This window comes from Jezberella montanilacus (genome assembly GCF_003003055.1).
Taxonomy (GTDB): domain Bacteria; phylum Pseudomonadota; class Gammaproteobacteria; order Burkholderiales; family Burkholderiaceae_B; genus Zwartia; species Zwartia montanilacus.
Window position 1 is genome coordinate 198067 of sequence record NZ_PVTV01000014.1, and the last position, 26819, is coordinate 224885.

Annotated in this window: 24 protein-coding genes, 2 tRNA genes and 1 pseudogene; 5 read left to right on the plus strand and 22 right to left on the minus strand. The window is 50.7% G+C overall.

Annotation, left to right across the window (positions count from 1 at the left end; genetic code table 11):
• Nucleotides 1-12: 12 nt before the first annotated feature.
• From nuoK to tpiA, 16 genes are all read right to left on the minus strand, one after another.
• Nucleotides 13-321 carry an NADH-quinone oxidoreductase subunit NuoK gene (gene nuoK / locus BCM14_RS10250; RefSeq protein ID WP_106227931.1) on the minus strand — a complete coding sequence of 103 codons (309 nt, stop codon included), beginning with the start codon at nucleotides 319-321 and terminating at the stop codon, nucleotides 13-15.
• The gene (locus tag BCM14_RS10255) at nucleotides 321-971 is read right to left on the minus strand and encodes an NADH-quinone oxidoreductase subunit J (protein ID WP_106227932.1); all 651 of its coding nucleotides are present in this window, start codon (nucleotides 969-971) and stop codon (nucleotides 321-323) included. Before BCM14_RS10255 ends, nuoK begins: the two co-directional genes overlap by 1 nt.
• Nucleotides 972-989: 18 nt before the next feature.
• Complete coding sequence (nuoI, locus tag BCM14_RS10260; protein WP_106227933.1) at nucleotides 990-1478, minus strand: NADH-quinone oxidoreductase subunit NuoI; 489 nt, start codon at nucleotides 1476-1478, stop codon at nucleotides 990-992.
• Between the two features lie 28 nt (nucleotides 1479-1506).
• Nucleotides 1507-2583 (minus strand): NADH-quinone oxidoreductase subunit NuoH, encoded by a 1077-nt coding sequence (gene nuoH, locus BCM14_RS10265; RefSeq protein WP_106227934.1) that lies wholly within the window; start codon nucleotides 2581-2583, stop codon nucleotides 1507-1509.
• On the minus strand, nucleotides 2583-4910 hold the full coding sequence (nuoG, locus tag BCM14_RS10270; protein ID WP_106227935.1) for an NADH-quinone oxidoreductase subunit NuoG: 2328 nt from the start codon (nucleotides 4908-4910) through the stop codon (nucleotides 2583-2585). The genes nuoH and nuoG overlap by 1 nt, the downstream gene beginning before the upstream one ends.
• A 14-nt stretch (nucleotides 4911-4924) precedes the next feature.
• Nucleotides 4925-6292 carry an NADH-quinone oxidoreductase subunit NuoF gene (gene nuoF, locus BCM14_RS10275; protein ID WP_106227936.1) on the minus strand — a complete coding sequence of 456 codons (1368 nt, stop codon included), beginning with the start codon at nucleotides 6290-6292 and terminating at the stop codon, nucleotides 4925-4927.
• Nucleotides 6289-6783, minus strand: a complete 495-nt coding sequence (gene nuoE, locus BCM14_RS10280; protein ID WP_106227937.1) for an NADH-quinone oxidoreductase subunit NuoE — start codon at nucleotides 6781-6783, stop codon at nucleotides 6289-6291. Before nuoE ends, nuoF begins: the two co-directional genes overlap by 4 nt.
• A gap of 32 nt (nucleotides 6784-6815) precedes the next feature.
• Nucleotides 6816-8072: an NADH-quinone oxidoreductase subunit D gene (locus BCM14_RS10285; RefSeq protein ID WP_106227938.1), complete on the minus strand. Its 1257-nt coding sequence runs from the start codon at nucleotides 8070-8072 to the stop codon at nucleotides 6816-6818.
• A 2-nt stretch (nucleotides 8073-8074) separates the two neighbouring features.
• Nucleotides 8075-8695: an NADH-quinone oxidoreductase subunit C gene (locus BCM14_RS10290; protein WP_106227939.1), complete on the minus strand. Its 621-nt coding sequence runs from the start codon at nucleotides 8693-8695 to the stop codon at nucleotides 8075-8077.
• A gap of 22 nt (nucleotides 8696-8717) precedes the next feature.
• A complete protein-coding gene (locus BCM14_RS10295) occupies nucleotides 8718-9197 on the minus strand; it encodes a NuoB/complex I 20 kDa subunit family protein (RefSeq protein ID WP_106227940.1) in 480 nt (159 codons plus the stop codon).
• Between the two features lie 24 nt (nucleotides 9198-9221).
• Nucleotides 9222-9581, minus strand: coding sequence for an NADH-quinone oxidoreductase subunit A (locus BCM14_RS10300; protein ID WP_106228022.1), 360 nt, complete (start codon nucleotides 9579-9581; stop codon nucleotides 9222-9224).
• Between the two features lie 239 nt (nucleotides 9582-9820).
• Nucleotides 9821-11029 (minus strand): porin, encoded by a 1209-nt coding sequence (locus BCM14_RS10305; protein ID WP_106227941.1) that lies wholly within the window; start codon nucleotides 11027-11029, stop codon nucleotides 9821-9823.
• 266 nt (nucleotides 11030-11295) lie between these two features.
• Nucleotides 11296-12492: a porin gene (locus tag BCM14_RS10310; protein WP_106227942.1), complete on the minus strand. Its 1197-nt coding sequence runs from the start codon at nucleotides 12490-12492 to the stop codon at nucleotides 11296-11298.
• 559 nt (nucleotides 12493-13051) lie between these two features.
• Nucleotides 13052-13136: transfer RNA gene (locus BCM14_RS10315), tRNA-Leu, on the minus strand.
• Nucleotides 13137-13267: 131 nt separating this feature from the next.
• On the minus strand, nucleotides 13268-13696 hold the full coding sequence (secG, locus tag BCM14_RS10320; RefSeq protein ID WP_106227943.1) for a preprotein translocase subunit SecG: 429 nt from the start codon (nucleotides 13694-13696) through the stop codon (nucleotides 13268-13270).
• Nucleotides 13697-13725: 29 nt separating this feature from the next.
• A complete protein-coding gene (tpiA, locus tag BCM14_RS10325) occupies nucleotides 13726-14520 on the minus strand; it encodes a triose-phosphate isomerase (RefSeq protein WP_106227944.1) in 795 nt (264 codons plus the stop codon).
• Nucleotides 14521-14599: 79 nt separating this feature from the next.
• Here tpiA and BCM14_RS10330 point away from each other — a divergent pair.
• Nucleotides 14600-14689: transfer RNA gene (locus tag BCM14_RS10330), tRNA-Ser, on the plus strand.
• Nucleotides 14690-14813: 124 nt separating this feature from the next.
• Here BCM14_RS10330 and BCM14_RS15430 read toward each other — a convergent pair.
• Nucleotides 14814-15695: pseudogene (locus BCM14_RS15430) on the minus strand (glycosyltransferase family protein); the annotation flags it as partial.
• A 119-nt stretch (nucleotides 15696-15814) separates the two neighbouring features.
• On the opposite strand from BCM14_RS15430, the gene BCM14_RS10340 reads away from it, so the two are divergent.
• The 3 genes from BCM14_RS10340 to BCM14_RS10350 are packed head-to-tail and all read left to right on the plus strand — an operon-like array spanning nucleotide 15815 to nucleotide 19063.
• Nucleotides 15815-16534 carry a sugar transferase gene (locus tag BCM14_RS10340; protein ID WP_106227946.1) on the plus strand — a complete coding sequence of 240 codons (720 nt, stop codon included), beginning with the start codon at nucleotides 15815-15817 and terminating at the stop codon, nucleotides 16532-16534.
• Nucleotides 16488-18461, plus strand: coding sequence for an anti-sigma factor antagonist (locus BCM14_RS10345; RefSeq protein ID WP_259673541.1), 1974 nt, complete (start codon nucleotides 16488-16490; stop codon nucleotides 18459-18461). Before BCM14_RS10340 ends, BCM14_RS10345 begins: the two co-directional genes overlap by 47 nt.
• 38 nt (nucleotides 18462-18499) lie before the next feature.
• Complete coding sequence (locus tag BCM14_RS10350) at nucleotides 18500-19063, plus strand: hypothetical protein (protein WP_146129756.1); 564 nt, start codon at nucleotides 18500-18502, stop codon at nucleotides 19061-19063.
• Between the two features lie 2 nt (nucleotides 19064-19065).
• Here BCM14_RS10350 and BCM14_RS10355 read toward each other — a convergent pair whose 3' ends face one another.
• Entirely contained in the window at nucleotides 19066-20277 is a 1212-nt protein-coding gene (locus BCM14_RS10355) for a glycosyltransferase family 2 protein (RefSeq protein WP_106227949.1), read from the minus strand.
• A gap of 126 nt (nucleotides 20278-20403) precedes the next feature.
• On the opposite strand from BCM14_RS10355, the gene BCM14_RS10360 reads away from it, so the two are divergent.
• Complete coding sequence (locus tag BCM14_RS10360; protein ID WP_106227950.1) at nucleotides 20404-22497, plus strand: GumC family protein; 2094 nt, start codon at nucleotides 20404-20406, stop codon at nucleotides 22495-22497.
• A 2-nt stretch (nucleotides 22498-22499) separates the two neighbouring features.
• Here BCM14_RS10360 and BCM14_RS10365 read toward each other — a convergent pair whose 3' ends face one another.
• From BCM14_RS10365 to BCM14_RS10380, 4 genes are read right to left on the minus strand one after another with little or no spacing between them, the layout of a single operon-like run.
• On the minus strand, nucleotides 22500-23213 hold the full coding sequence (locus BCM14_RS10365) for a glycosyltransferase family protein (protein ID WP_106227951.1): 714 nt from the start codon (nucleotides 23211-23213) through the stop codon (nucleotides 22500-22502).
• Nucleotides 23210-24412: a WecB/TagA/CpsF family glycosyltransferase gene (locus BCM14_RS10370; protein ID WP_106227952.1), complete on the minus strand. Its 1203-nt coding sequence runs from the start codon at nucleotides 24410-24412 to the stop codon at nucleotides 23210-23212. Before BCM14_RS10370 ends, BCM14_RS10365 begins: the two co-directional genes overlap by 4 nt.
• Entirely contained in the window at nucleotides 24409-25857 is a 1449-nt protein-coding gene (locus tag BCM14_RS10375; RefSeq protein ID WP_106227953.1) for an oligosaccharide flippase family protein, read from the minus strand. The genes BCM14_RS10370 and BCM14_RS10375 overlap by 4 nt, the downstream gene beginning before the upstream one ends.
• The gene (locus BCM14_RS10380) at nucleotides 25809-26819 is read right to left on the minus strand and encodes a glycosyltransferase family 2 protein (protein ID WP_259673542.1); all 1011 of its coding nucleotides are present in this window, start codon (nucleotides 26817-26819) and stop codon (nucleotides 25809-25811) included. The genes BCM14_RS10375 and BCM14_RS10380 overlap by 49 nt, the downstream gene beginning before the upstream one ends.

A 26819-nucleotide genomic window follows, 5' to 3' on the forward strand; every position in this document is an offset into this window, starting at 1 on the left:
GTGGTCGTCCGGTCAGCCGTTGAGGCGGTCAAGTTCATCGACATTGATGGTGTTCAAGTTACGGAACAACAGCACCAGAATTGCCAAACCAATCGCGGCTTCAGCAGCAGCAACGGTCAGGATAAAGAACACAAATACCTGGCCAATCGAGTCGCCGTACCAGGTTGAGAAAGAAACGAAGTTCATGTTGACGGCAAGTAACATCAGCTCGATCGACATGAGCAAAACGATAAGATTGCGTCGATTCAAGAAGATGCCGAAGACGCCGATAGCAAACATAATCGCGCCAAGCACGAGAAAATGGGGCAAGGTCAGAGTCATTACGCTTTGTCTCCCGAGGGCGCCACATCAGTAGCAGGCGGTGTTGGATTGGCACCAATAGCTTCTTGGCTGGGGATATTGACTAAGCGCACCCGATCTTTCGCACGCACTCTGACAGCTGCTGAGGGATCGTTGTATTTGACGTCCCGACGTTGACGCAAGGTCAAGGCAATTGCGGCGACCATACCCACGAGCAAGATGGCAGCGCCGATTTCAACGGCAAACGGATACTCGGTATACATGACCGTGCCAAGCGTTTTTGCGTTGTTGTAGTCAGCACCCAAATCAGCTGCTGGACCAACATCCTTGAAACTGGTCGTCAAGACCAACGTCATCTCGACAACAAGGATCGCACCAATTGCTAAACCGACGGGCAAATAAGTTCTGAGACCTTGGCGCAGCTCTTCCATCCGGACGTCAAGCATCATCACGACGAACATGAACAGCACCATCACTGCACCAACATAAACCAACACGAGCAGGAGCGCTAAAAACTCTGCTCCCAACAGCATCCAGATCATGGCTGCGTTAGCGAAAGCAAGAATGAGGTGCAAAACCGCGTTGACAGGGCCAGACGCGGTAATCACTCGCAGACCGGCATAAACCAGCACTGCTGAGAAAAGATAAAAAAGAATAGTATCGAGTGTCATATTTTCAAGCCCGGATGATCAGCGATAAGGCGCATCAGCTGCACGGTTTTTTGCAATGTCATCTTCGTAGCGATCACCGACTGCCAAAAGCATGTCTTTCGTGAAATACAAATCACCCCGTTTCTCACCGTGATATTCGTGGATATGCGTCTCAACGATGGAATCAACAGGGCAACTTTCTTCACAGAAACCACAGAAGATGCACTTGGTCAGATCAATGTCGTAACGGGAAGTACGACGTGAACCGTCTTCACGGACATGCGACTCAATCGTGATAGCCATTGCTGGACAGACTGCTTCGCACAGTTTGCAAGCGATACAACGCTCTTCGCCATTTGGGTAGCGCCGCAAGGCGTGCAAACCACGAAAACGAGGTGACATCGGCGTTTTCTCTTGGGGATAACGCAAAGTGATCTTACGCTTGAAGAAATACTTGCCCGTCAGCTTCATGCCCTTAAACAATTCGATGAGCAACAAACTGCCGAAAAAATCTTTGATCGCTTCCATTACTTGCCTTTTTGCCGTTTTGTCGCGTTCATTTCCAGATGTTCCAGGGGGTCTGCATCCAGATCGCCACAACCACCAGCCACACACCGGTTAGTGGGATGAAAATTTTCCAACCCAGACGCATAATCTGGTCGTACCTATATCGCGGGAAAGATGCCCTGAACCAAATAAACAAAGAAACCACCAAGAAGGTTTTGATTGCCAGCCAGATCCAGCCAGGGATCCAGGTCAACGGCACAATATCAAATGGTGAAGTCCAGCCGCCCAAGAACATGATCGCCGTCATGGCTGATAAGAAAATCATGTTGGCATATTCACCCAAGAAGAACAGGGCAAAGGCCATACCTGAATATTCAACCATATGACCCGCCACAATCTCAGACTCACCCTCGACCACGTCAAAGGGGTGACGATTGGTCTCGGCCACGATCGAGATGATGTAGATGATGAACAAAGGCAGCAGAGGCAGCCAGTTCCAGGACAGGAAGGTTAAGCCCATCCCGGCAAACATGCCGCGCGATTGCGAATTCACGATGGCAGACATGTTCATGCTGCCAGATACAAGCAACACGGTCACCAGCACAAAACCCATCGCCAGTTCGTACGACAGCATCTGTGCCGACGCACGCATTGATGCCAAAAAGGCATATTTGGAATTGGACGCCCAACCTGCCACGATCACGCCGTAAACGCCCACAGAACTCAAAGCAGCTACATAGAGCAAACCTGCGTTCACGTTAGCGAGCACGATTTCCGGACCGAAAGGAACGACCGCCCAGACCGCGAGCGCGGGCATCAGCGTCACAACAGGCGCGAGGATGAAGAGAATCTTGTTTGCCTGAGTGGGAACAATGACTTCTTTTGTCAGCAGTTTGAACACGTCGGCGAAAGGTTGCAGCAACCCCCTAAAGCCCACACGATTGGGGCCACGACGCACGTGCATGAAACCGATCATCTTGCGCTCCCAATAGGTCAGGTAAGCCACACAGATAATCACTGGCAGAGCGATCACGACGATCTTGATCAAGATCCAAACGACGTACCAGATGGTTGGGCCAAGTAAGGCTGCGCCGTAGGATTCAAGAATATTGAGCAAGTCCTTCATCAGGCACGCTCCACGCTAAGTTCAGCAAAAGCACCGCCAAGCGCCATTGTCGCGGCAAAACCAGTCGACACGCGGATGGTACCAGGCGCAACGGTCTTATCAGCTTCTGCTGAGATCATGATTTGCCCGGCCGCAGATTTCACACGAATCATTGATGAAACGTCGAGCGCCAAGTCAGTCAGCGTATCAGGATGCAACTTGGCGACAGGCGCTTTGGATGCAGCAGACTGCTGAAGTGCCTGAGCCCGGCGAACCATCGCATCGCTGCGAAAGATGGGGGTATCTGCTACGCGTTGCAGCGCTTGACCCGGAGACGCAAGGCCTACCGGTGCTTCAATGGCATTGGTTAAGCGAGACTCAATCCCACCAGCCAGCACAGCATCCCGCACAGATTCAGACGACTCATCATCAAAACCACTCAGTTGCAAGACATTACCCAGTACTCGCAAGACTTTCCAGCCTGGGCGAGTTTGACCTTGAGGCGCAACAGTGCCCTTGAAGCTTTGAGCTGTCCCTTGGGCGTTGACAAAAGTCCCTGAGGTTTCTGTGAAAGGTGCAATCGGCAACATCACATGCGCCCAATCGCTTGCGGCAGAGGCAAATGACGTCAAGGCTACGACGAACTGGGCAGACTGCAGAGCGATCAAAGCCTGCTGACCGTCATCAGCATCCAAAGTAGGTTCTGCGTGCAGAACCACATATGCTTTCAAAGGATCGGCCAACATCGCCGCAGCGGTCTTACCGCCCGCCTTGGGCGTCGCGCCAGCCAGATAGCCACCGACAGTATTCGCGCCTGAAGTCAAGAAACCTAAAATGCCGCCAGCAATTTGAGCGATCAGTTGAGCGTTGGCGGCAATCAACGAAGCCTGTGGCGAGTTGACTGCAACACTACCCAGCAAGATGGAGATTTTTTCACCACTGGCCAGGCTTTGAGCAATCGCCTGTGATTGCGCACTTGGCTTGACGCCTGACAATTCATCCGACACGCTGGTTGATTTAAGGCCGGCCAAAGCGACAGCCACTTCAGCCAGCGTATTGGCAATTGCGTCCGGCCGAACCACGGCACGTGCGGTCAATTTAATTAAGGCATCGTCGCCGGCGACATCAATGGTTGATACCTGAGCGCCCTGCTTTGCCGCCTGACGCAAGCGTTGTGCGAAAAGGGGATGGTCTTTACGTAAGAAAGAGCCCACGACGAGAACACGATCATGCGCGCCCAACTCTGCGATCGGCATGCCCAACCAGGGTGTGCCAGCCAAGGCGGCATCAAAGCCAACATCCGTCTGACGCAAACGGAAATCGATATTCTCAGAGCCCAGACCACGCATCACACGCGACAATAACGAGAGCTCTTCGAGCGTTGAATATTCGGCTGCGAGGGCGCCAATTTGTGCTGCACCGGATTCTTGCTTGACTGTTTCAAGGCCTTGGACAACCGCTTGCAACGCGTCAGACCAGGAGACTTCACGCCACTGACCATCGCGACCTTTGACCATCGGTGCCTGCAAACGATCCTCTGCGTTGAGGCCTTCGTATGAAAACCGATCACGATCGCTAATCCAGCACTCATTGATGTCTTCGTTTTCAAAAGGCACGACACGCATTACCTGGTCATCTTTGACTTGTATGACCAGGTTGGAACCGACGCTATCGTGCGGGGACACTGAGCGACGACGAGCGAGTTCCCACGTGCGGGCGTTGTAACGGAAAGGCTTAGAGGTCAAAGCCCCGACTGGGCAGATATCGATCATGTTGCCCGACAACTCGGACTCAACCGCCTGGCCCACGAAAGTGGTGATCTCTGAGTGCTCTCCACGGCCAATCATGCCGAGCTCCATGACACCGGCTATCTCTTGGCCAAAGCGCACACAACGAGTACAGTGAATGCAACGGGACATTTCTTCAGCTGAAACCAATGGCCCCAGGCTCTTATGAAACACGACACGTTTTTCTTCAGCGTAACGTGACGAAGACGAACCGTAACCCACTGCAAGATCTTGCAGCTGACACTCACCACCTTGATCGCAAATCGGGCAATCGAGGGGATGGTTAATGAGCAGAAACTCCATCACACTTTTCTGAGCGGCTACGGCGCGCTCTGAACTGGTGTGAACCACCATGCCGTTTGTTGCTGGCGTGGCGCAGGCTGGCATGGCCTTAGGCGCTTTCTCAACCTCAACCAAACACATCCGACAGTTTGCCGCGATGGACAGTTTCTTGTGATAGCAAAAGTGCGGCACATAGACGCCAAGCTTATGAGCAGCATGCATCACCATGCTGCCCTCTTGCACTTCGACTTTCTTGCCGTCGATGGTTAACTCAACCATAACTTGTCCAGACCTTAAATGTAGGGAGCCACCACACATCGCTTATGCTCGATGTGGTGCGCAAATTCGTCACGGAAATGCTTGATAAATCCTCGTACTGGCATAGCTGCTGCATCACCTAGCGCACAAATCGTGCGACCCATGATGTTGAGTGCAACCGAATCCAACAGATCAAGATCATCAGGGCGACCCTGACCGTGCTCGATCCGGTTAACCATGCGGAATAACCAACCTGTGCCTTCACGACAAGGCGTGCACTGACCGCAGCTTTCTTCATGATAGAAATAAGACAGCCGCAGGAGTGACTTGACCATACAGCGACTTTCATCCATCACGATGACCGCACCCGATCCAAGCATGGACCCAGCTTTGGCGATCGCGTCGTAATCCATGGTGGTGTCCATCATGATGTCTGCTGGCAATACCGGTGCACTGGATCCGCCGGGGATCACGGCCTTGAGTTTGGCACCGTGACGCATCCCGCCGGCTAGTTCCAGCAACTTGGAAAACGGCGTACCCAGCGGAATCTCATAGTTACCGGGGCGCTCTACATCACCCGTGATCGAAAACAGTTTGGTGCCACCATTATTGGGCTTACCCACTTCGAGGTAGGCTGCACCGCTATTGCGGATAATCCAGGGCACCGCTGCAAAAGTCTCGGTATTGTTGATCGTTGTGGGTTTGCCGTACAACCCGAAACTAGCCGGAAAAGGTGGTTTAAAGCGTGGCTGGCCTTTTTTGCCCTCGAGAGATTCGAGCAAGGCGGTTTCTTCGCCGCAAATGTAGGCACCGTAGCCATGAAAGGCGTGTAGCTGAAAACTGAACGCTGAACCTAGTATCTGGTTGCCCAGGAAACCCGCGGCGCGTGCTTCTTCCAAGGCTTCTTCGAAACGACTGTAGACCTCGAAAATCTCGCCATGAATATAGTTGTAACCGACATCGATCCCCATCGCGAAAGCAGCAATTGCCATGCCTTCAATCACAATGTGCGGATTCAGACGCAAAATATCGCGGTCTTTAAACGTACCAGGTTCACCCTCGTCGGAATTACAAACTAAGTACTTTTGGCCTGGGAAGCTGCGGGGCATGAAGCTCCATTTCAGGCCGGTCGGGAAACCAGCACCGCCACGACCGCGCAGACCAGAGGCCTTAACCTCAGCAATGACTTCTTCTTGTGTCATGCCCGAAGTCAGAATCTTACGCAGTGCCTCATAGCCACCGCGCTTAACGTAATCCGCCAAACGCCAATTACCGCCATCGAGCCCTGCCATGATCTGCGGGTTGATATGCCGATCGTGCAGCGCCATGGACGCAGGCAAATCCCCACCTGGCGCAGCATCAAGGCCTTGGGAATACTTTTGCAATACAGCGACAGCGCTCATGCGACACCCCCAGTGCTTGAAAGATCCGCAATCATTGCATCAATCCTTTTAGCAGACATGCGCACGCACATGTGCTTGTTATTTACCAGAAGCACAGGCGAGTCACCGCAAGCACCCATGCATTCGCCTTCGATCAATGTAAACACGCCATCAGGTGTTGTCTCTTTCAAGCCAATCCCCAATTTATGCTTCAAGTACTCAACGGTTTTCTCGCCGTCGCGCAAGGCGCATGGCAAATTGGTACAAACAGAAATCTTGAACTTGCCCACAGGACGCGTATCGAACATGTTGTAGAAAGTCGCGTTCTCTTGCACCAGAATCGCTGGCTGACCAAGATAGTTGGCGACGTCTTCAACCACTTCAGGCGATACCCAACCCTTCTCGCTCTGCGCGATGGTCAAAGATGCCATGATGGCTGACTGCTTCTGGTCGGCCGGGTATTTGGCGACTTCGCGATCAATCAGTTGGTAAGCCTGTTCAGAGAGCAGCATAATTTAAATCCGTTATAGATCTCTTGACCCGTTTAGCGGTCAATCTCACCAAAAACAATATCCTGAGTACCAATGATGGTCACAGCATCCGCAATCATGTGTCCATGAGCCATTTCATCCAGCGCATGCAGATGCGGGAAGCCAGGCGCACGGATTTTTAGACGGTACGGCTTGTTGGCACCATCGGAAATCATGTAAATACCGAACTCGCCTTTAGGGTGTTCGATTGAGACGTAGGCCTCGCCAGCTGGAACACTGAAACCTTCAGTAAATAACTTGAAGTGATGGATCAGTTCTTCCATGTTGGTTTTCATTCCGGTGCGGTGCGGTGGAGAAACCTTATGGTTGTCCGACATCACAGGACCTGGATTGTTACGCAACCACTGCACGCACTGGCGAATGATGCGATTACTTTCGCGCATTTCAGCAATTCGCACGAGATAACGATCATATGAGTCGCCATTGACACCGACAGGAATATCAAAATCAAGACGATCATAGACTTCGTAGGGTTGCATCTTGCGCAAGTCCCACTCGACCCCAGAGCCGCGCAGCATGGGGCCCGTAAAACCTAAAGCCTTGGCACGGTCTGGGCTAACAACGCCGATGCCAACCAAGCGTTGCTTCCAGATACGATTATCGGTCAGCAAGGTTTCGTATTCATCCACACAAGTGGGGAATCGTGTGGTGAAGTCATCAATAAAATCAAGCAAAGAACCTGAACGAGCATCGTTCATGGCTTTCAGCTCTTTTGGTGACCGATATTCGCTGCTTTTGCCATACTGAGGCATGGCATCAGGCAAATCGCGATAGACCCCACCCGGGCGATAGTAGGCTGCGTGCATACGCGCACCTGACACTGCCTCATAGCAGTCCATCAAATCTTCACGCTCACGAAACGCATAGAGAAAGACCGCCATCGCGCCCACGTCAAGACCGTGTGCCCCCAGCCACATGAGGTGGTTGAGCAAACGGGTAATCTCGTCAAACATCACGCGAATATACTGAGCACGCACAGGTGGTGCAACACCCATCAACTTCTCGATTGCCATCACATAGGCATGCTCGTTACACATCATCGAGACGTAATCAAGCCGATCCATATACGGCAGCGCTTGCAAAAAGGTACGATGCTCGGCCAATTTTTCAGTGGCACGATGCAGCAAGCCAATATGGGGATCTGCGCGCTGGATAACTTCACCATCCAGCTCAAGCACCAGGCGCAACACGCCGTGAGCAGCCGGATGCTGTGGCCCGAAATTTAGTGTGTAGTTTTTGATTTCTGCCATGATTAGCGCCCCACCCCGTAACCATCTTCGCGAATGATGCGTGGGATGTTCTCACGGGGTTCGATAGAAACAGGTTGGTAGATCACTCGACCCGCTTCTGGGTCGTAGCGCATCTCAACGTTACCGTAAACAGGGAAATCCTTACGGAAAGGATGACCGATAAACCCATAGTCAGTCAAAATGCGCCGCAAGTCCGGATGACCTTCGAAAACAATACCAAAGAGATCAAAGGCTTCACGCTCAAACCAGTTCACACTCGGCCAGACCTTGACCAAGGAATCCAGCACGGGGAAGTCATCGTTGGACGCGAACGTCCGAACGCGTATACGCCAGTTATGTTTAATCGACAGCAGATGAGCCACCACAGCAAACCGTGCTGCAGGTTTCAGCTCTGCTTGAGACACTTCACCGACGCGACCTACACCATAGGTCGAATAGTCAACGCCGCACAAGTCAACACAGGACTCAAAACGCAGCGAGGGTTCATCGCGAAGCTTCAAGCAGGTTTCTTCCCAACGGTCAGCGGCAATCACGACAGTGATTTCATCCAATGCCACCGTGACTATTACCTCTGGCCCTAGCACAGCGACAACTTGTTGTTGCAAGGTTTCTAACCTGGACATATTTCAAGCCTGTTTAATTTAACTATGCACGAGCAATGGTGTTGGTTCGACGAATCTTGTTTTGCATTTGCAAGAGACCGTAGACCAGGGCCTCTGCGGTGGGTGGACATCCGGGCACATAGACATCAACCGGCACCACGCGATCACAGCCACGCACTACTGAGTAGGAGTAGTGATAGTAGCCACCGCCGTTGGCACAGGAGCCCATTGACAAGACCCAGCGTGGCTCAGGCATCTGATCGTAAACCTTACGCAATGCAGGTGCCATTTTGTTACAAAGTGTGCCTGCCACGATCATCAGATCTGATTGACGCGGGCTTGGGCGAAATACCATGCCCCATTGGTCAAGATCATAGCGCGCGGCGCCAGCATGCATCATCTCGACCGCGCAGCAGGCTAAGCCGAAAGTCATGGGCCACATCGAGCCTGTCTTTGCCCAATTGATGACTTTATCAGCACTAGTTGTGACAAAGCCTTGCTTCAAGATACCGTCAATTGCCATATTTGTTCTCAGATCTTGTGGGGATTATTCCCAATCCAACGCGCCTTTTTTCCACTCGTAGATGAAGCCTACGGTGAGGACAAGCAGAAATATCATCACTGTTATGAAGCCAACCATTCCGACCGAACCACTGGCATTCGCCCAAGGGAATAGAAACGCGATTTCTAAGTCGAACAGGATAAATAAAATGGCAACGAGATAATAGCGAATATCGAACTTCATTCGCGCATCGCCAAAAGCCTCGAAACCACATTCGTAGGCTGATAATTTTTGTGCATCGGGCTTGTTAGGGCCAATCAGGGAACCCGCAGCGATCAAAGCAAAACCGATCAGGGTACCTACAACGATAAAAAGCAAAACGGGAAAATACTGTTGCAAATTCATCCAGATCATCCGTATGTTGATGATGTTTGTAGACCAAAAACTAGCGGATTTACACCGATAAATAACCAGTCATAAACGCGCGTACGAATTCTAGCATTTAGATTAGGGAAATTACGGGTATCGTTTAAAAAAACAGGCCACCGCATCGGGTGGCCCGCTGAATTTAACTTCACTTCAACTTCACTTTAACTGTGCTTTAATTTACTCAATTTAGCTTAGCCTTTTTTGGCTAGTACTAATTAGAATGTGTGGCGCAGACCAACCATGACCTGGGTAGCATTCAAACCGCTAACCATGGCGTAGTTGCTGGTGTACGAACCAAAAGCATAGAGGTTTGTACGCTTAGAGAAGTTGTAGGTGTAACCCAATGAATACGTGCTCTGGTTAGCCGACGAGACATAAGCAGCCGATTGCGAGAATGCCGCATTAGGATTGGCCATTTGCCATGAAGCCAACAGCATCCCATTTGCGCCAACAGGTGCTGACAAGCCTAACAAGTAGGCGTTTACAGCAACACCTGGTGCGAAAACAACGTTACCAGTTGTTGCGGCGGATGGGTCTGTGATGTCGCTTGTCGTGATGCCCTGCATCTGCTGATTACCACCAGCCAACAAACCGTTGTATTGACGACCGTAGTCAGCGTAAACCTTAGCCACGCCGAAATCGTAAGTACCACCAACGATGAAACCATTAACGTTGTTCAAGCCACCAATGACATTTTGGTTGGGGTTGAGCTGCTCATACGTGGCAACTAAGTACAACGGACCGTTTGAATACTTAGCACCTGCTGTCATACCGGTCAGGTTGTTCTGAGTGTTGAAGTTGTAAGCTGCTGCAGCTGATCCAGCTGTGTATGTGGTTGCACCAGCAGCGGTTGTTGTCTGATAGTAAGAGGCATTACCAGCGGCAAACGAGTAGCCAACTTTAGCCTGGAAACCGCTCATGACTGGCGTTTCGTAGCTCAACAGATTGTCGTAACGGGCTGCGTCCCAAGTGAAAGCGGTAGTCGAACCGACCAACGCGCTAGCGATTTCAAATGGATCAGTCTTCAAGCCCATGTAGTCGTATGAAACTGAGTTTTGACGACCGAATTTAAGGGCGCCAAAAGCTGCGTTTTGTAAGCCAAACCATGACTGGCGATTGAACAAACGAGCTGAGTCCGACTGAGTGCCGTTACCGGGATTAAACCCTGACTCGAGCTGAAAAATAGCTCCGTTACCGCCGCCAAGATCTTCGACACCCTTCATGCCAAAACGTGAGCCGGATTGTTGGCCATTTCTTGCGCCAAACTGTGATGTACCAACGCTACCGGTTGTGCTGTTCGAGTATGAGTAGTTGGTGTAGGACAAAGCAGCATCAACCACGCCGTAAAGCGTGACGCTAGATTGTGCCGACGCGGCACTGACGAAACCAGCCAGCAACGCTGTAGCAAGTAGGGTCTTTTTCATTTAGGGAATCCCCGAGGATTTGAGTGACAAGTACAACAAACAAATATGTTTGCCGAGAGATGAGACCTTGTTGGTGTCTCAAAGCTTTCGCGAACCTCCTCATGCTAACGAACCGAGCTTGCTGGATTTATGACACTTGGCGAATCAGATGCTATTGTTTCAGGACTGTTGTGTTTTATATACAGAGCACTAATAAAAAAGAGCCACCCGAAGGTGGCTCTTTTCACTCAGACTAACCTAAGTTAGCTGCTTGACTAAGTTTTTGCTTAGAACAAGTGACGCAGACCGACAGTAACTTGAGTTGCATTCAAGCCGCTGACCATTGCGAAGTTGTTTGCGTATGAAGCAAACGCGTACATGTTTGTACGCTTCGACATTTGGTATGTGTAACCCAATGAGTACACGTTTTCGTTAGCAGACGACACGTATGTGTTTGCCAGTGAAGAGAATGTACCGTTAGGTTGTGACATCTGCCATGCAGCCAATACTTGGCCGTTAGCACCGATAGGAGCTGACAAACCGAGCAAGTAACCGTTAACTTGAACGCCAGGAGCAAAAACAACTGAACCTGTTGTTGCGCCTGAAGGATCAGTGATGTCAGACGTTGTTGTACCGATCAACGCTGATGCACCACCAGCCAACAGACCACCAGTTTGACGGCTGTAGTTAGCGTAGGCTTTAACGACGCTGAAGTCATAGTAGCCGCCAACGATCAGACCGTTAACGCTGTTCAAACCACCAACAATGTTCTGGTTAGGATTGATCTGGTCATAAGTCACTGTCAAGTAGAGAGGGCCATTTGAATACTTGGCACCAGCTACAACAGCTGTCATGTTGTTTTGTGTATTGAAGTTGTACGTTGCAGCGCTTGAGCCAGCAGTGTAAGTGCTACCGTTTTGGTAGAACGAAGCTTGACCAGCAGCAAACGAGTAACCGACTTTAGCTTGAAAACCACTGATAACAGGTGTCTCATAGCTCAGCAAGTTGTCGTAACGGCCTGCATTCCAGGTGATCGTTGTAGTCGAAGAAGCTTGGCTACCCGAAATACCGAACGGATCGGTCACAACGCCCATGTAGTCCCATGCCAATGAGTTCTGGCGACCGAACTTGACATTACCCCAGGCTGCGTTCTGCAGACCGAACCATGACAGACGGTTGAAAATACGTGTGCTGTCAGCGGCTGAACCGTTGCCAACGTTGATGCCTGATTCGAGGTTGAAAATTGCTTGGTTACCACCACCAAGATCCTCAACACCTTTTAAACCAAAGCGATTGCCCGACTGGGCACCGTTACGCCAGCCGAGCTGTGACGTACCGACGCTACCAGTTGTGGCGTTGGAATAAGAGTAGTTGGTGTAGCTGATACCACCGTCAACAATACCGTACAAAGTAACGCTGGATTGTGCCGAAGCAACACCAGCAAAGCCGGCTAGCAGGGCGGCAGCGAGCAGAGTCTTTTTCATTTAAGAAATCTCCGATGATTTGAGTGACAAGAGCAACAAACAGGCTTGTTTGCCGCCCCCCTAACTCCGCTAAGGGAAGTTGATATGTATTGCATCAAAGTTTCGTTGCTGTGGCTATAAAAGACTGAAGGATTGTGACAAACAACCGTTAAAACGTTGGACTAATGCAACACAAATCCACTTTACTTTAATTATTATAAGGGTTAACCCTTATCAAAAGACAGTAATCAGTCTTGCGTCTAAAAACTCATCGTCGTGTCATATTTTGTCATTTAAAACGTCGGGAAATATGCCCCTCCGACAAAGTAATGGTGCTGTAGCACTGAAGTCTTACTTGCCAGAACCATTAATCCAGTTACACCGGCAAAAGCGGGCATCACATTTTGTGTGGATATAAACAGTGATTTATTAGCGATCACGAAGGGATCGTAATTTCATGAACAACGGGTGTGGGGGGAGATGATCCTCAAAATGAGGCTTGGGGGAGTGGTATTTGGGGTATTTGAGATATTTGAAGTCTTGGGATCAAAGCGTATAGCCTGAATCTGGATCTAAAGCTTGGTGCCGACGGCGAGACTCGAACTCGCACAGCTTTCGCCACTACCCCCTCAAGATAGCGTGTCTACCAATTCCACCACGTCGGCATGTTTGATGCGACTTTAGATCGACTTAATCGTTACTTTATCGTTGGACCTGAAGCCCAGCAATATAAAAAACCAAAGTAAGCCAAAAATTGTAGCATGCACAGGCGCAAGGCTCGGCATGCCGGACTAATTTATTTCGAGACTGGCGCCCCTGGCACAGCAGGCATCGCTGGGGCACTCGGTGCTGCCGGCATCGACGCGGCGCTCGGTGCTGACGTAACGCCTGGCAAAGACGGCACTGCCGTTTCTTTAGGGGCGGCTGGCACGGCAGGCGCTGACTGTGTGAAGTTTTGCATCACACCCGTATCCTGGCCCTTAGTGCCGCGATTTGAGACGTAGGCTAAAGCAATCGTGGTAATAAAAAAGACAACAGCTGCCCACTTCGTTGCGCGAGACAAGAAATTGGCCGCGCCAGTCGCACCAAAAAGACTACCCGCTGAGCCACCACCAAAGGATGAGCCCATATCTGCGCCCTTGCCTTGTTGCAACAACACCAAAGAGATGATGGTGAGCGAGGCGATGATTTGAACCACCAACAAAATATTAAACATCAAAGACATTGAAAGACTCCGAAAACTAAGTTGACGAATTACGCACCAATGCGCAAGAACTCGTCAGCCATTAAAGATGCCCCGCCGACCAAGGCACCGTCGATATCAGGCATTGCAAACAAACTGGCAGCATTACTAGATTTCACGCTACCACCGTATAAAACTTTCACATCAGGTGCGCCAGCCGCTGAGAGCGCCTGCCGGATCCCTGCATGAACTTCTTGCGCCTGCTCAGGCGTGGCCGTACGACCTGTGCCAATGGCCCAAACCGGTTCATAGGCAACAACCATCTGGCGCAGTGACTCAGCACCCAAAGCGATCACAGGCGCTAATTGCTTGGCAATCACCTCATGCACCTGACCCGCATCGCGCTCAGCCAGGGATTCGCCCACACACACCACGGGTGTCACACCACGTATGAGCGCCGCTTTGGCCTTCTCTGCCACGAGTTCATCACCCTCAGCGTGCATAGAACGACGCTCTGAATGCCCCACCAAAACCCAGGTGCAAGCAAAATCTTTGAGCATCGCCGCAGATACCTCACCGGTATATGCGCCAGCATCACGTGCACTGACATCCTGCGCACCCCAGGTGATCTCAGTCGCTTTCAGGGCCTCGGCGACTTGCGCAAGGTAAGGTGCCGGAACACAGACTGCAAAGTGAGCACTCGCCTCAGCTACACCCTCAGCCAAGCCAGTGCGCAAATCTGCCAGCAACTTGGCGTTAGCAGCCAAACTGCCGTTCATTTTCCAGTTACCCATCACCAAAAGAGCCTTTAACTTCTGGCTCGCAGCATCTTGAGATTTCGTTGTGGATGAATCAGTTTGGCTCATGTTTGGGACGAAATTGTCAGTAAACCAAACATTGTATCCTTATATCGCCTGCAAATGGGTTATGATGGCGGGCTTAACAGGAAGCGTGGCCGAGCGGTTTAAGGCACCGGTCTTGAAAACCGGCGAGGGTTCACGCCCTCCGTGAGTTCGAATCTCACCGCTTCCGCCAACGCCAGCAAACATTGCCGCTGCTTTGCCTCTGAATACTGCGTCCTAAGGTGCCCCACCTGGCGTGTCAATTCAGGGTGTTCTAGCAAGCCGTTTTCGACTGCCACGATCTTGCGCCTGATCGCTTGAACAAAGGCGTGAATATTGCCACTTTCAATCACCTCAAACAAAGGTGCTTCGAAGTACTCTCTTGCCCCCTGCCCGGTGTAACCAACCACAGCATTGCCGCAAAAGGCAGCTTCAAGCGGTGGCAACCCAAAGCCTTCTAGGTCGCAGAAAGACATAAAGATAGAGCTAGACTTGAGCGCCTGACAGACAGCATCCGCCTTCAACTTGCCTATCTCGACCAAGACCCAGTCAGCGGGCAAGTAGGGTTGTAAAAAGTAACAAAGCTTGGCAGAGTGATCAGGCAAACGATGACTCATGTAGGTAATGGATTTTTGACGTCTAGGCATCGGTTGGGCCATATCCATATAGACGTCGTCAAGGCTGGGCAACACTTGAAGGATTTTGCCGGGATCAAGCGAGGGATAAGCCAGCAAAATCATCTGGGTGGTATCGGCCGAGATCGACAAAATCACATCCGCGTTTTCATAAACGTCTCTCAAATTAGCAAAGTTCAGTGGCCAGCGCCCATTCATCATGATGTAGCCGCCTTGCACAAAGATTGCATAACGCACACCTAAATCAATACATTGACGGCCGACAGAACCGGCCCAAATTTCCGGGATCACTGCAAAGTCGTCTGAGGGAATCAGCAAATCTGCTGCACAGCACTTAGGCTTGCGATTGAAAAGCCGTGCATCAAGCGATCTCGCGCGTATTGGAGCAAAAGACTGAACGTGATGGGTGAACCAAGGGGATGAGAAACCGGGCGATTCGGGGTGAAAGATGGATGCGGATTGCCCCAAGTCAGTTAACAATTCAGCGTGGCGATAGATCACCTGAATGCCACCCGCAGGATGAGAAGCGATCGGACAAAAATAGACGATTTGCATCTGATCCATACCCCGCGACAAGCAAGTCTGAACTTCACTGCGTGTGAATAAAGTCCCTTTGCTGTGGGGTCAGGATACAATGAACTCAGAGACAGCCCGCTTTTCATTTTCAATGGTTGGGGGTTTACATGCGCAAAACAAAGTTTTCGTTTGCTATTGAGCGCAATAAAAATAAGATAGCTGAAAAAATCGCAGAACAACAAATTCTAGCGAGACGCAATACCTGGCACAGCAGACCTTTCTGGCACCGTGTGCTCAAGCGAGCAATGGATACCGTCGGCTCACTGTCACTATTCATCGCCTTATCCCCCTTGATGTTGTTGACTGCGCTTTTAATAAAACTCACAGACGGCGGTCCGGTGATTTTCTGGCAAAAGCGGGTTGGCAAATGGGGACATGTATTCAGCTTTCCCAAATTTCGGTCAATGGTTGTGCACGCTGAAACCATGCAGGCTGCCCTTCAACCTTTCAACGATCATGGCGTCGGATCAGTCACCTTTAAAATGAAAAAAGACCCGCGTTTAACATGGGTTGGTCGCTACATTCGACAGGCTAGTATTGATGAGCTGCCGCAGCTCTGGTGCGTACTTAGGGGCGACATGTCTTTGGTAGGTCCTCGGCCACCACTACCCGAAGAGGTCACGCATTACTCGCTCAATGATCGCCGGCGTCTGGATATTGAGCCGGGTTTAACCTGCTTCTGGCAAGTGAAGGGGCGTTCAGCAATCCCTTTCCCCCAACAAGTCGAACTGGATGTGGATTACATCGAGAATCCAAGCCTCGAAGAGGATTTCAAATTGCTTGCAAAAACCTTACCCGCCGTCATCAAAGGCAATGGTGCAAGCTGAACAAGCAGAAGCCCCTCCTCTTTTGCCACTCGGCTCAACGCCCCGGCATGCCATCCTGATCGCCTGTTGGAATAGTACAGACCCGCAGCTGCAAGCGCTCAGTATCGACAGCGCAAGTACCCCTCTGATGGCTCGTCCTTTAGTCCAGCGAGCAGTCGAACAACTGGCCAACCTGGGATGCATACGACTGACCGTCATCACAGGTACGCAGAGCGCTGCGTGCCAACGACTGCTGGGTGATGGCGAACGCTTTGGTGTGACTTTAGATTATGTGAACGCGCAAGATAGCGATCATTACCAGACAAAGCTGGTCGGGACGTTAGGTATCACAGAAGAACGTGTTTGGATTGCCTCAGCGACGACGGTGCCTGACAGTGACGCATTGCTCGAACTGATGACACGACCTGAATCGTTGCGCAATCGTATTGTTGTCTCAAAAAATGACAGTAAAAATCGGTGGCTAGGCTGGGGGATTCTGGATCCGAAATTAGCGCTTGCACTCATTCTAAAATCCCACAGCGGATCAGATTTAGAACAGGCCATACTGGACGAACCGACGCTTCAACGGGTTCAGTGCACCGATGCGCTTACTCTGGAATCGGGGGCGAGCGCCCTACAGTCCCTTATGTATCTCATGAAACGAGGTCATCCGGCAGGTGTCATTGCCAAGCGCATGCATTCGCCAGGCGTTTGGATCGCTGGGGATTCAACCATTGACCCAGAGGCGACACTCAATCCACCTATCTACATAGGCCATCAGGTCAGAATCGATGCGGGCGCAACGGTGGGACCAGGCGTGGTGATCGAAGCAGGCTCGATCATAGAGGCTGGCGTGTTCATCCGAAACGCCTGGATACTGCCACACACCTATGTGGGGCATCAAACTACCTTGATTAATGTAATCGTATCTGGCAACAGCGTACTGAGTCTCGACCATCAGGTTTTGATTAAGGTAACTGATCCTTTTTTGCTGGATGGTGACATGACCACACGCACAGCAACGCAAGGGCCCGGACTGGTCGAACGCCTAACTGCAGTGATGCTCTGGTTGATTCTGGCGCCCTTAGTTTATTGGTGGCGACGACGACTACAAATGAAGCAGACGCCTACCGTCGCAGGCGCTTATAACGTTGCATTCCCTGATCGGATGACCTATGGGTTTAAGACCCAACTCACCGCGCTCAAACCTGAGATAAATCTGGCGCAAGATCGTTTACCCCGCGCGCTGGCCTTTCATTTTTTCAACACGTTTTATCCAGGTTTGATCGATATCTGGTGCAGTCGCGTCAAATTCATCGGACTAAAGCCGCGCAATATGGATGAAATCGTTCATCTGACTCAGACTGAACAATTACGCTATGCGCATTGGCCAATCGGGCTCATTAACCAATCCACCCTGAATGGTCAGGAATCGAGAGAAATACCGACACGACAGGGTATGCCCCTACGTCGTTCAGTCCAATTGGTACTAGGATACGGACAGCAGGTTCATCGCAGTGTCGCTCAACCAGTTCTTTCTCAATACTCGGCAACGTCACCAACCGATACTGAGCCACGATTAACACAACTCTCGCGAACTGAAGATCTGATGAAACTCTCCCAAACCAAACCGGGTATCGCCGTTGTGCTGCTCAGCAGTGAAAGCCTTGACATTAAAAACGTCAAAAATTTTCGAGCTCGAATCAAACCTATCATCGAACAGAATCACACGATCTTGCTTGATATGCATAAACTCACTTTCATCGATAGTGCTGGCCTAGCCGCCCTGCTCTACTGTTTGAGAGCCATGACAAAAAAGCACGCCACGCTGCGTTTGTTTGGCATGTGTCAAACCGTACACGCTCTGTTTGAACTGGTGCGCATGAGTCGCGTGTTCAAGATCTATTCAACCGATGTTGAAGCACTGAAAAATCTGCCTGAGGGCTAAAGCCCTCCATAACAAACACGACGAAGGGCAAGCGCAACATGTGGACAATCTCTCTTGATCGTGCCCTGAGCAAATGGGCGTTGATGAGCACGCAGATGGGATGGGGCCAGATTGTGGTCTTGCTCATCTATCTTACTTGCGTGTGGTTGTGTTTTGTTTGCGGTTATTCCGCGCGCCAGCTAAAGGAAAATTCAATAGGATGGTTTACTGCTGCATTCATCATTGTTCTATTGCTTATCGAGAATACCCTGCACTTTACCGAACTGTTTGTTTTTCTCATGCGTGATGTGGCAACTCGCTCGGGTTGGTACGAGGACCGACGATACTTTCAATCCATCACACTATGGGGTGTTGCTTGCGTCACGCTCTATTTCTTTGCTTGGTTGCGCCATCGACTCGATACGCATTGGGAGCTGCACAGCAATATCATCATTGGCCTTGCCATACTCATCGCGCTGAGTTTTTTACGCATTATTTCGTTACACGATACCGATGCGGTGCTTGCCGAGATCTATCTGGGCGTCCGGCTTGAGCGGGTGTTTGAATTAACCGGCTTAAGCCTCGTTTTCTATGGGACGTTAAGAAAACTGAGGACAATTTAAATTTAGCGATCATCCCTTTCAGTTCGAATCCACCGAGCGCGCTTTTTTAATATAAAAGTCAGATAGATCGGCAGTTTCCAAATCGCATAAAGTGGGACCTTCAATAGATCACTTAGAGTCAGGATTCGGCGTCCAAAAAACCACCAACCCAAAACGATTGCCATCGCAAAGCAAACGTCAACGCCAAGCAAGGTCCACAAAGCGTCGTACAGGGCAGCCGAGAAGCACGCCGCAAGACCTGTACCGATCAGCACCGTGCCCAGCACCATGAAATAAAGCGCAATCGGCGGAATACTCAGATCAAGTGCCAGCACCGCGAGTGACAAATCACGGCGTCGAAAGGCAATTGTGATCATGGAAGGCAGCTTCGCGAGCATCACTTGCAGGTATCCGTGCTCCCAGCGTTCTTTTTGTTTGCGAACAATATCTGGATTATTCATAAAGGTACTGGTCACCGGAAACGCTGGCAGGAAAACTGCTGGATAGCCAAGACTGGCCAAATCAATCCCCAGCATCAGGTCTTCGACAATATGTGGCGTCGCGAGTTGCGCCTTGGCGATTAACGCCCAGGGCAAAGCCATACCTGTGCCCATCAAATGACAGGCGTCTCCCAGTTGTGATGATCCCAGTGGTCGGACAAAGTTTTTCATCAGCATGGCAAATTCCATCGTCCTGATGGTTAAACCTGCACCTTCGGTGGCATACATAAGTGATGGCATTTGCACAGGGCGACCAGTCTCTTGGCAAACCTGTGCAATGGCAGACAACGCACCGTCAGACAACAAGCAGTCTGCGTCGACAACCACTACAACGTCTGGCGGATCGGGGCGTAAATAATCAACCCCGAATGCAAGGGCGTAGCCTTTACCCCGTTTGAGTGCCGCGATACGTTCTATCACGGTTGCGCCGGCCTGTCTGGCTTGTCTTGCTGTGTCGTCGCTACAGTTATCCGCGATCACGATAAGGCGATCGCCCTGACCACGTTGTTTTAGCTGCACAAACAGGCTTTTAACGGTTGGCACTAAATGGTGGGATTCGTTATGCGCAGGGACGAGAATCGCCAGCCGAGGTAACAAAAGCGTTGGCTCGCTCGAAGCCTGCGAGAGGAGAGCACCCCTATATTTACGCACAATTGCAGCAAGTGTCAGCGTCAGAAGCGCAAAGGCGGGTATGCCAACAAGCACAGCTATTAGGGTTAACACAGCTGAGAACATGTAATTTCCCTTGTTTAGACCACCAATTGGACCTTCAACTCGATACAATGACTCTCAGCACCTTATAGTGCATTTACTTCGGGTACAGATATAAATAGTCTCCCAACGATCGGCATCAAGCCGTTAATGAGTTTAATCAGGCATTACCGCATCGCCGGCGCTGTCTGGTTGCTAGTCATGATCATTGGTGCCCCCCTCGCATGGCAGAAAGGCCAACCCCACTATCTTTCCGAATCTGTTTTTCAGGTCTCACCCACCTATATGAAAAACATTGATGCCGATAGCGAGGTACAACTGGGCTCAAATTCACAATACCGAGAGTACGTCAGTCACCTGGCCAGTAGCGTGATTCGCTATGACATTATTGAAAAAGCGCTGCAAATACTCGCAAACGAACGCGTTGACATCAAGCCTGCGAATTTGACACAACGTGAGTACATCGAAAAGCTGCAGGCCACGCTTTTTGTGCGCACGATACCGGACACCTACATGGTCCGTATTGGTATTGAGAGCGAGCAAAAACAAGATATCGATAAGCTGATCAATGCGATTACCGACTCTTTTTTGGTAACAACAAAGAAAGAACAAATATTTGGATCCGGTGAACGGCTTCGTTTTGTCGAAGACGTGCAGACAAAACTGCTGAGCGAAATCGCAGCGGCTGAAACTGCTCGGGTAAACCTTGCAGAAAAACTAGGGGTCACGACGTTTAGCGAAAACACACAAAATCCCTATGATGCCGTGTTAACGCAAGCCAGAGACAGGCTGACGAAAAATTCGATTGAGCTTGCTGAGGCGCGTGCTGCTAATCGCACGTTTAACGAGAAAAAAGAGTTGCCTGCCGATGCTCGTTTGTCCTTGCGAGATTTGAGACAACAAGATCTCGGCATGCAGACCATGCGTAACGAGGTCTTCAAGCGCACAGAAGAAATTAATCAGACCTTGACTGGCCTGGCAAGTGATCACCCTCTCTACAGGGACTTGAAGAGCGAGCTATTAAAAATAACCGCAGATCTTGAAGCGCGGGAACAAGCCTACGATGTGCTTAGTTTTAAAAACTACCAAATACGCTTCGCCGTCTCAGTTGACCAAAAAATCGAGATCGAACAATCGCTTGAAAAAACCGTCTCAAAACTTCAGAGCCAAGCGGGTGAATACGCGCGACTGTTTCAGCAGGCAATGCGGCTCACCACTCAAATAAGAAGCTACGAGGCAGATCTGACCACCGTCCGAAACAGGGCGAGTTTTCTGGATACGGAACGCAATGCCCTGGGGTTTGTTCGACTGGTCACGCCTGCCCTGCCAGCAGAAAAGCCAACTGGTGTGGGCAAGCGCAAGACCTTCCTCTTTTTATTCCTACTGGCTTCGGGGCTTGCCCTCGGCGCAACCGTCGCCCTGGATATGATGGATCGTCGTATCAGAACAGTTAACGAAGCCGAGCAACTGATGGGCATGCCAGCCGCAGGCTGGCAAATTCATGTGGATGATCTGCCCACGCGACTATTTGGTGTCGAGCAAAGCAAACGCTTTGCAGCCACCTTAATCCGTAACCACAGCGCTACGGAGCGTGGTGCGTTCTCGTTCTCTTCGGCTAAAGCATCGACTGGCGTGATGCAAATCATTCTGGATACAGCAGTAGCACTCCGGCAATTGGGTCATACCGTTCTTATCATTGATGCCGATACGGCCTCAGCTCAGTTGCGCGCGGTTGATACTCGCCCCGGGTTGACCGAGTACTTATCCGGTTCGGCAAGTGCAACAGACATCGTTCGAAAGAATACCGAACTGGATGTGGATGTCATCCACATCGGCAATCTTGGTCTCTTGGGTATTCAACAAATCGAACAGTTAAATACAGGTGTCAAGAAGTGGGTAGAACAATATAACTTTGTCCTCATCAATTTGCCTTGCCTGCTACTGAGTGCTGACGCTGAGTTGCTCATCCAGACGCTCGGACAGGTATTCTTGGTCATTGAAGCGGACTCCGTCCTTCGCGGTGAAGCGAATCGCGCGAAAAGACTGCTACAGAAAATCGATCCTAAAGCTGTGGGTTTGTTTGTCAACAATGTCCCGATGATTTCTGGTGGTGGCTATATGAAGGAGTTGATGATCGAGACGTTAACGCAAAAATCTTATCGCCAATTCATGACACAGCCTTCGTGGTTGATGCAACTACAATTGTTTTGGACAGAGCTGTGTATTAAACATCCACGGCGCTGACGTCAGCGTAAGCGTCTAAGCCAACTTTTTATTTGTCGGCATACCTGCAATAGCCTCACTGGAAAAAATGACTGTGCGCGACTTGGTCCGGAGACATCGCTTTCTGAACTGCGCTGCACGATCAGTGACTGACTGGCGCGCAGAGTGGTCACTTCGGGATGCTGTGCTCTAAAGGTGTTGTAAGCCGCATCTAGATGCATCGGCCCGCCTAGGGGATCACCTGGTGGCCTCATCAGATAAACTTCCAAGTCATGAATTAATACCGAAATAACGCGTTGGTTCACTGCGTAAGCATGGGTACAAAGAATGCTGTTCGACGTAAGCAACCAGCGCAGAGGGCCTGGCTCGGTTGCCAGAAAATGACCGGGGTACAGCAGGTCCCAGTCGTCCTTCAGAAAGCTACCCAAGCTAGGCATTGAATCAACCAGCACCGGTAAAAACATCGCGTCATCTTCTAAAACCAGCAACCGGTTGACCTTGTCAGCTCGTGCTTGCCTGAGAACCTCAAGGTGACTGAGATAACAGCCACGGGCACCAACACTGGGAAACCCACCGACCGAGTCAGGTCGAATCGCATCAAAAAAACTGACCCGGCCGTGACCGGGCACTAGCCCATAAGCACTAAGATCAGTCGCGATGGCAGCACGCCGATCCAGTCGGTAGGGTAGGCTGACAATACGAATGGAGTCAAAGGCAGAGAGGATAGAGTCACTCATAAGATTCCATTCCAGAAAAACAACAGGCGCAGTGTTTTTGAAACACTGGTTAGTTGCAGGGATTGCCCTGAGGATTGCATCGCCGCCATAAAGCGCAGCAATCGCCCCCCAAACAGAGGACCAAAAAAAACAAAGTGTTGTAAATCGATAGACACGGGCAGTTGCAACGTCAGCGCTTGGCTCAGGTGAAGATTAATCTGCATCGGAACGGCATCATCAACAGCGCCGAACAACGAGAGCGTCGCCTGCAGGCCATCCTCTCTGACTACAAGTGTTGATGTCGCGGCCTCACGGGTGTCGCTGTCGGATCGCTTGCATTGACAAGCACCTGCAAGCCTGTGTTTAAGTCTGCACATAAGCTGGTGCTTAAACCGATAACTGACCCCCCGCATAACTTTGCGGTACATCCTTCTCATACCAAGCCAAATAGCATAGGGCAGAATTTTCGAGAGGAGCAACACCACAAGCACCTGCAGATCCAACCAGTATCGGCGCCAGAGCTCTGGCTCTTCTTTTATCCGCCATAACCACTCCATACCACCTCGGCGCACCCAAGTGGGCGCTCGTTTAATTCGCTGCGACTGAAAATTAATCACCGCGCCCAGGTTGCATATAACGGGGATTTTCAGTCGAGTCAGATTGAGCTGAATCCATTGCTGAGCTTTACGGGCTTCAAGTGCCACCACTAAAAAGTCCGCCTTTGATTGATTAATCTGTTCAAGCGTTTCGTCTGTACTCAAGTCTTCTGCACTGCCAAAACCAGGCGTCCTAAATCCCACGCAGCGCATTCCCTGAGAATGCTCATTTAATTGCTCACTGGCCGCAGCAGCTGAACCTGGCTGGCCACCGTAGAAAAACACTCTGATAGTCTGCTGCCCTGAGGGTGCGGGCTCATGACTCAGCTTTTCGAACAAATCTGATCCCGCTACCCGCTCTGGCAATCTGGCACCGAGCAAACGAGAGATCCAGACTAGTGGCATTCCGTCGGCCACACACAAATCACTATCGCGTAAGGTTTGGCGAAAGTCAAAGTCAGTTTTGCCAAGAGACAAAAAATGTAAATTAGGCGTCGTAATAAACAATCTGCTGCGGCTGAGCACCGCCTCGTGCACACATGCAACGGTGTCAGCAAGAGTCACAACATCAAGTGGTATGCCAGCCAAACACAAAACCTCGCGTGTATCTTCATGTTTCTTCATGACAGCGAGTGAACGATAGCGAGAAGGGCTAGATTAACCAGATGACCTGCTCCTGCCCCCCCAACAAAGGCTGGAGCCCAAACATATTCTGATTTGAAAGAGAGCAGCCCTTCTCGCCACTTGAAGTAAATACATAAGGGCCAACTTGAAAACTGCGCGAGCACGATCGCAAAGATGGCGCCACGCGCCTCTTCGAAATAAAAGAAAGTCGGAATCCCAACTACCAGAAATAGTGCTCTAAGTAAATTGTTTGCACTCACCAGATCAGGACGATCGGTAGCGAACATAAACTGTTCAACCACTTGATAGCGCAATCCAAGCATCGTCAACCCCAAAAGCTGTAACATCCAGCCAGCTTCATGGTAGCGAGCGTCGTACAGGACCCAAACCAGCCACTGACCACAGGTGAAAAGCCCCCCCGCTATCAGCCCCAGCAATAGATCGGCTAACTGTTGAAAGCGTGTATAGATCCTTGTTACATTCAGTTGATCATTGAGCGCCATACTCAAGCCAGGAAAAATCACCTGACTAAGCAAGGTGGAATAGATTGCCGTCACCGCGGACACCAAAGCACTGGCGATGGCAAACACGCCAAATTGGTTCAATGACAAATAATTCCCAAAAATTATTTTTTCAGTATTCGCCGCAAAAAAGCCAATCACGGACGAGACGAATATCCATTTGCCATATTTGAACATCTCGCTTGCATAGAGAGCGTTCCAGCGTGGCGCAATCCAAGGCCCTGACAAATAGAGATTACTCAAAGCGACTCGAACGCAAGAAGACACCAGCCAACCCGCCAGTAAGCCCCATATCGAACCGGTCAACCACACGAGCGTGATCGTAGAGATGGCAGCGGCAACTTGAGCAGTCAATTCGAGCTTGGCAATACGATCTCCTCGCAGGGATCGCTGAGCAAGCGCAAATTTCATCGAAACTAAGCCATCAAGTAGCGCGCACAGACCCACAAACGCAATCATCGACGGTAACTGAGCATCCGCGTAGACACTTGTAGTCTTAAACAATCCTGTAAACATCCCAAGATAAAGACCTGCCGCACTCAACAACATCAATACAGTCAGAATCAGACCACGCAGAAATTCAATCGACTGAGCGGTCCCGATAAACGAATCTGCGTAAGCCCGGTCACTTTTTACAACACTCTGCCACACCCCCAAATCAGAGAACATCGAGAGCGCGAAATAAATCGTACTGACAGCGGCCATCAAACCAAAGGCTTCTGGTGCCAACAATCGCGTTAAGACCAAGTTGCTAAAAAGGCGTAACACCTGTGATGCAGCGTTACTTCCCAGCATCCAGTAAGCGGTCTTCCACACTCGTGCCTTGAAGCTCACACGCACTGGATCCACGAGTGCATCAGACTTTTGGCTTGAATTCACCATGGCTGGGTCGGACTCAAACGTCCACCCGACGTATCGCGCCATGCGCGATCTAGCAAGGCACCATAAGCAGCGTAAGCGGCAGCCTCAGCCGGGCTTGCAAGCAAGCGAGCTTTACACTTGCGGAGGCTACAGAAAAGTCGCTCGAGGCCGTAAGCACACCAAGCGCCCCGCCACCCGTGCTGCTTGCGGTAGTAAAGAAGATAGCTGCGAAGGCGCCAGCGTTCGATTTGAGCGTTCGCTTGCGAAAAATGCTCAGTGCCTAAGGTTCTCGCAGACGCACCGCCAATATGCAGGCATTTGAGTTGCGGCCAATAAAGCACCACCAGGCCAGACGCTCGCATTCGCTTGCATAGATCGACCTCCTCAAAATACATAAAGAATCGTTGGTCGAAGCCACCAAACTCCTCAAAGAGCACCGCAGGGATAAATACAAAGGCACCTGTGATCCAGTCTACCTCGCCGGACACTGTTGGATCGTCTGCCCCACGCATAAAACGAGCAAAGAGCGGGTGCTTTGGAAACCGACACGCTAAACCCGACAATCTGAAGAACTCATCGAGTAAGGTCGGAAAGCGTCGAGCGCAGACCTGTCTGCTGCTGTCCAGAGACAGAAGCTCGCCGCCGCCTAAGCCGACTTCTGGATGCTTATCCATCAGTTCGACTCCAGCCTTGAGCGCACCGGGCTTGGGCAAGGCATCAGGGTTGAGTAACAATAGATATTGTCCGTGCGCCTGTTTCGCGGCCAGATTATTACCAGCCGCAAAGCCAAGATTCAAATCGGACCGGATAGCTTTTACCCAAGGGTAATGTGACGTGATGTGTATGAAACTATCGTCTTGTGACGCGTTATCCACCACAATGACTTCGGCGCTGACTCCCTCGGTATGCAAATCAAACGAACGCGTCAGTTCCGCGTCCAGATGATCTAATAAAGACCCGATCAGTGCAGTCGAGTTATAAGTCACTATCAGGATCGAAAGCCGCATGGGATTCGTTTGTGTCAT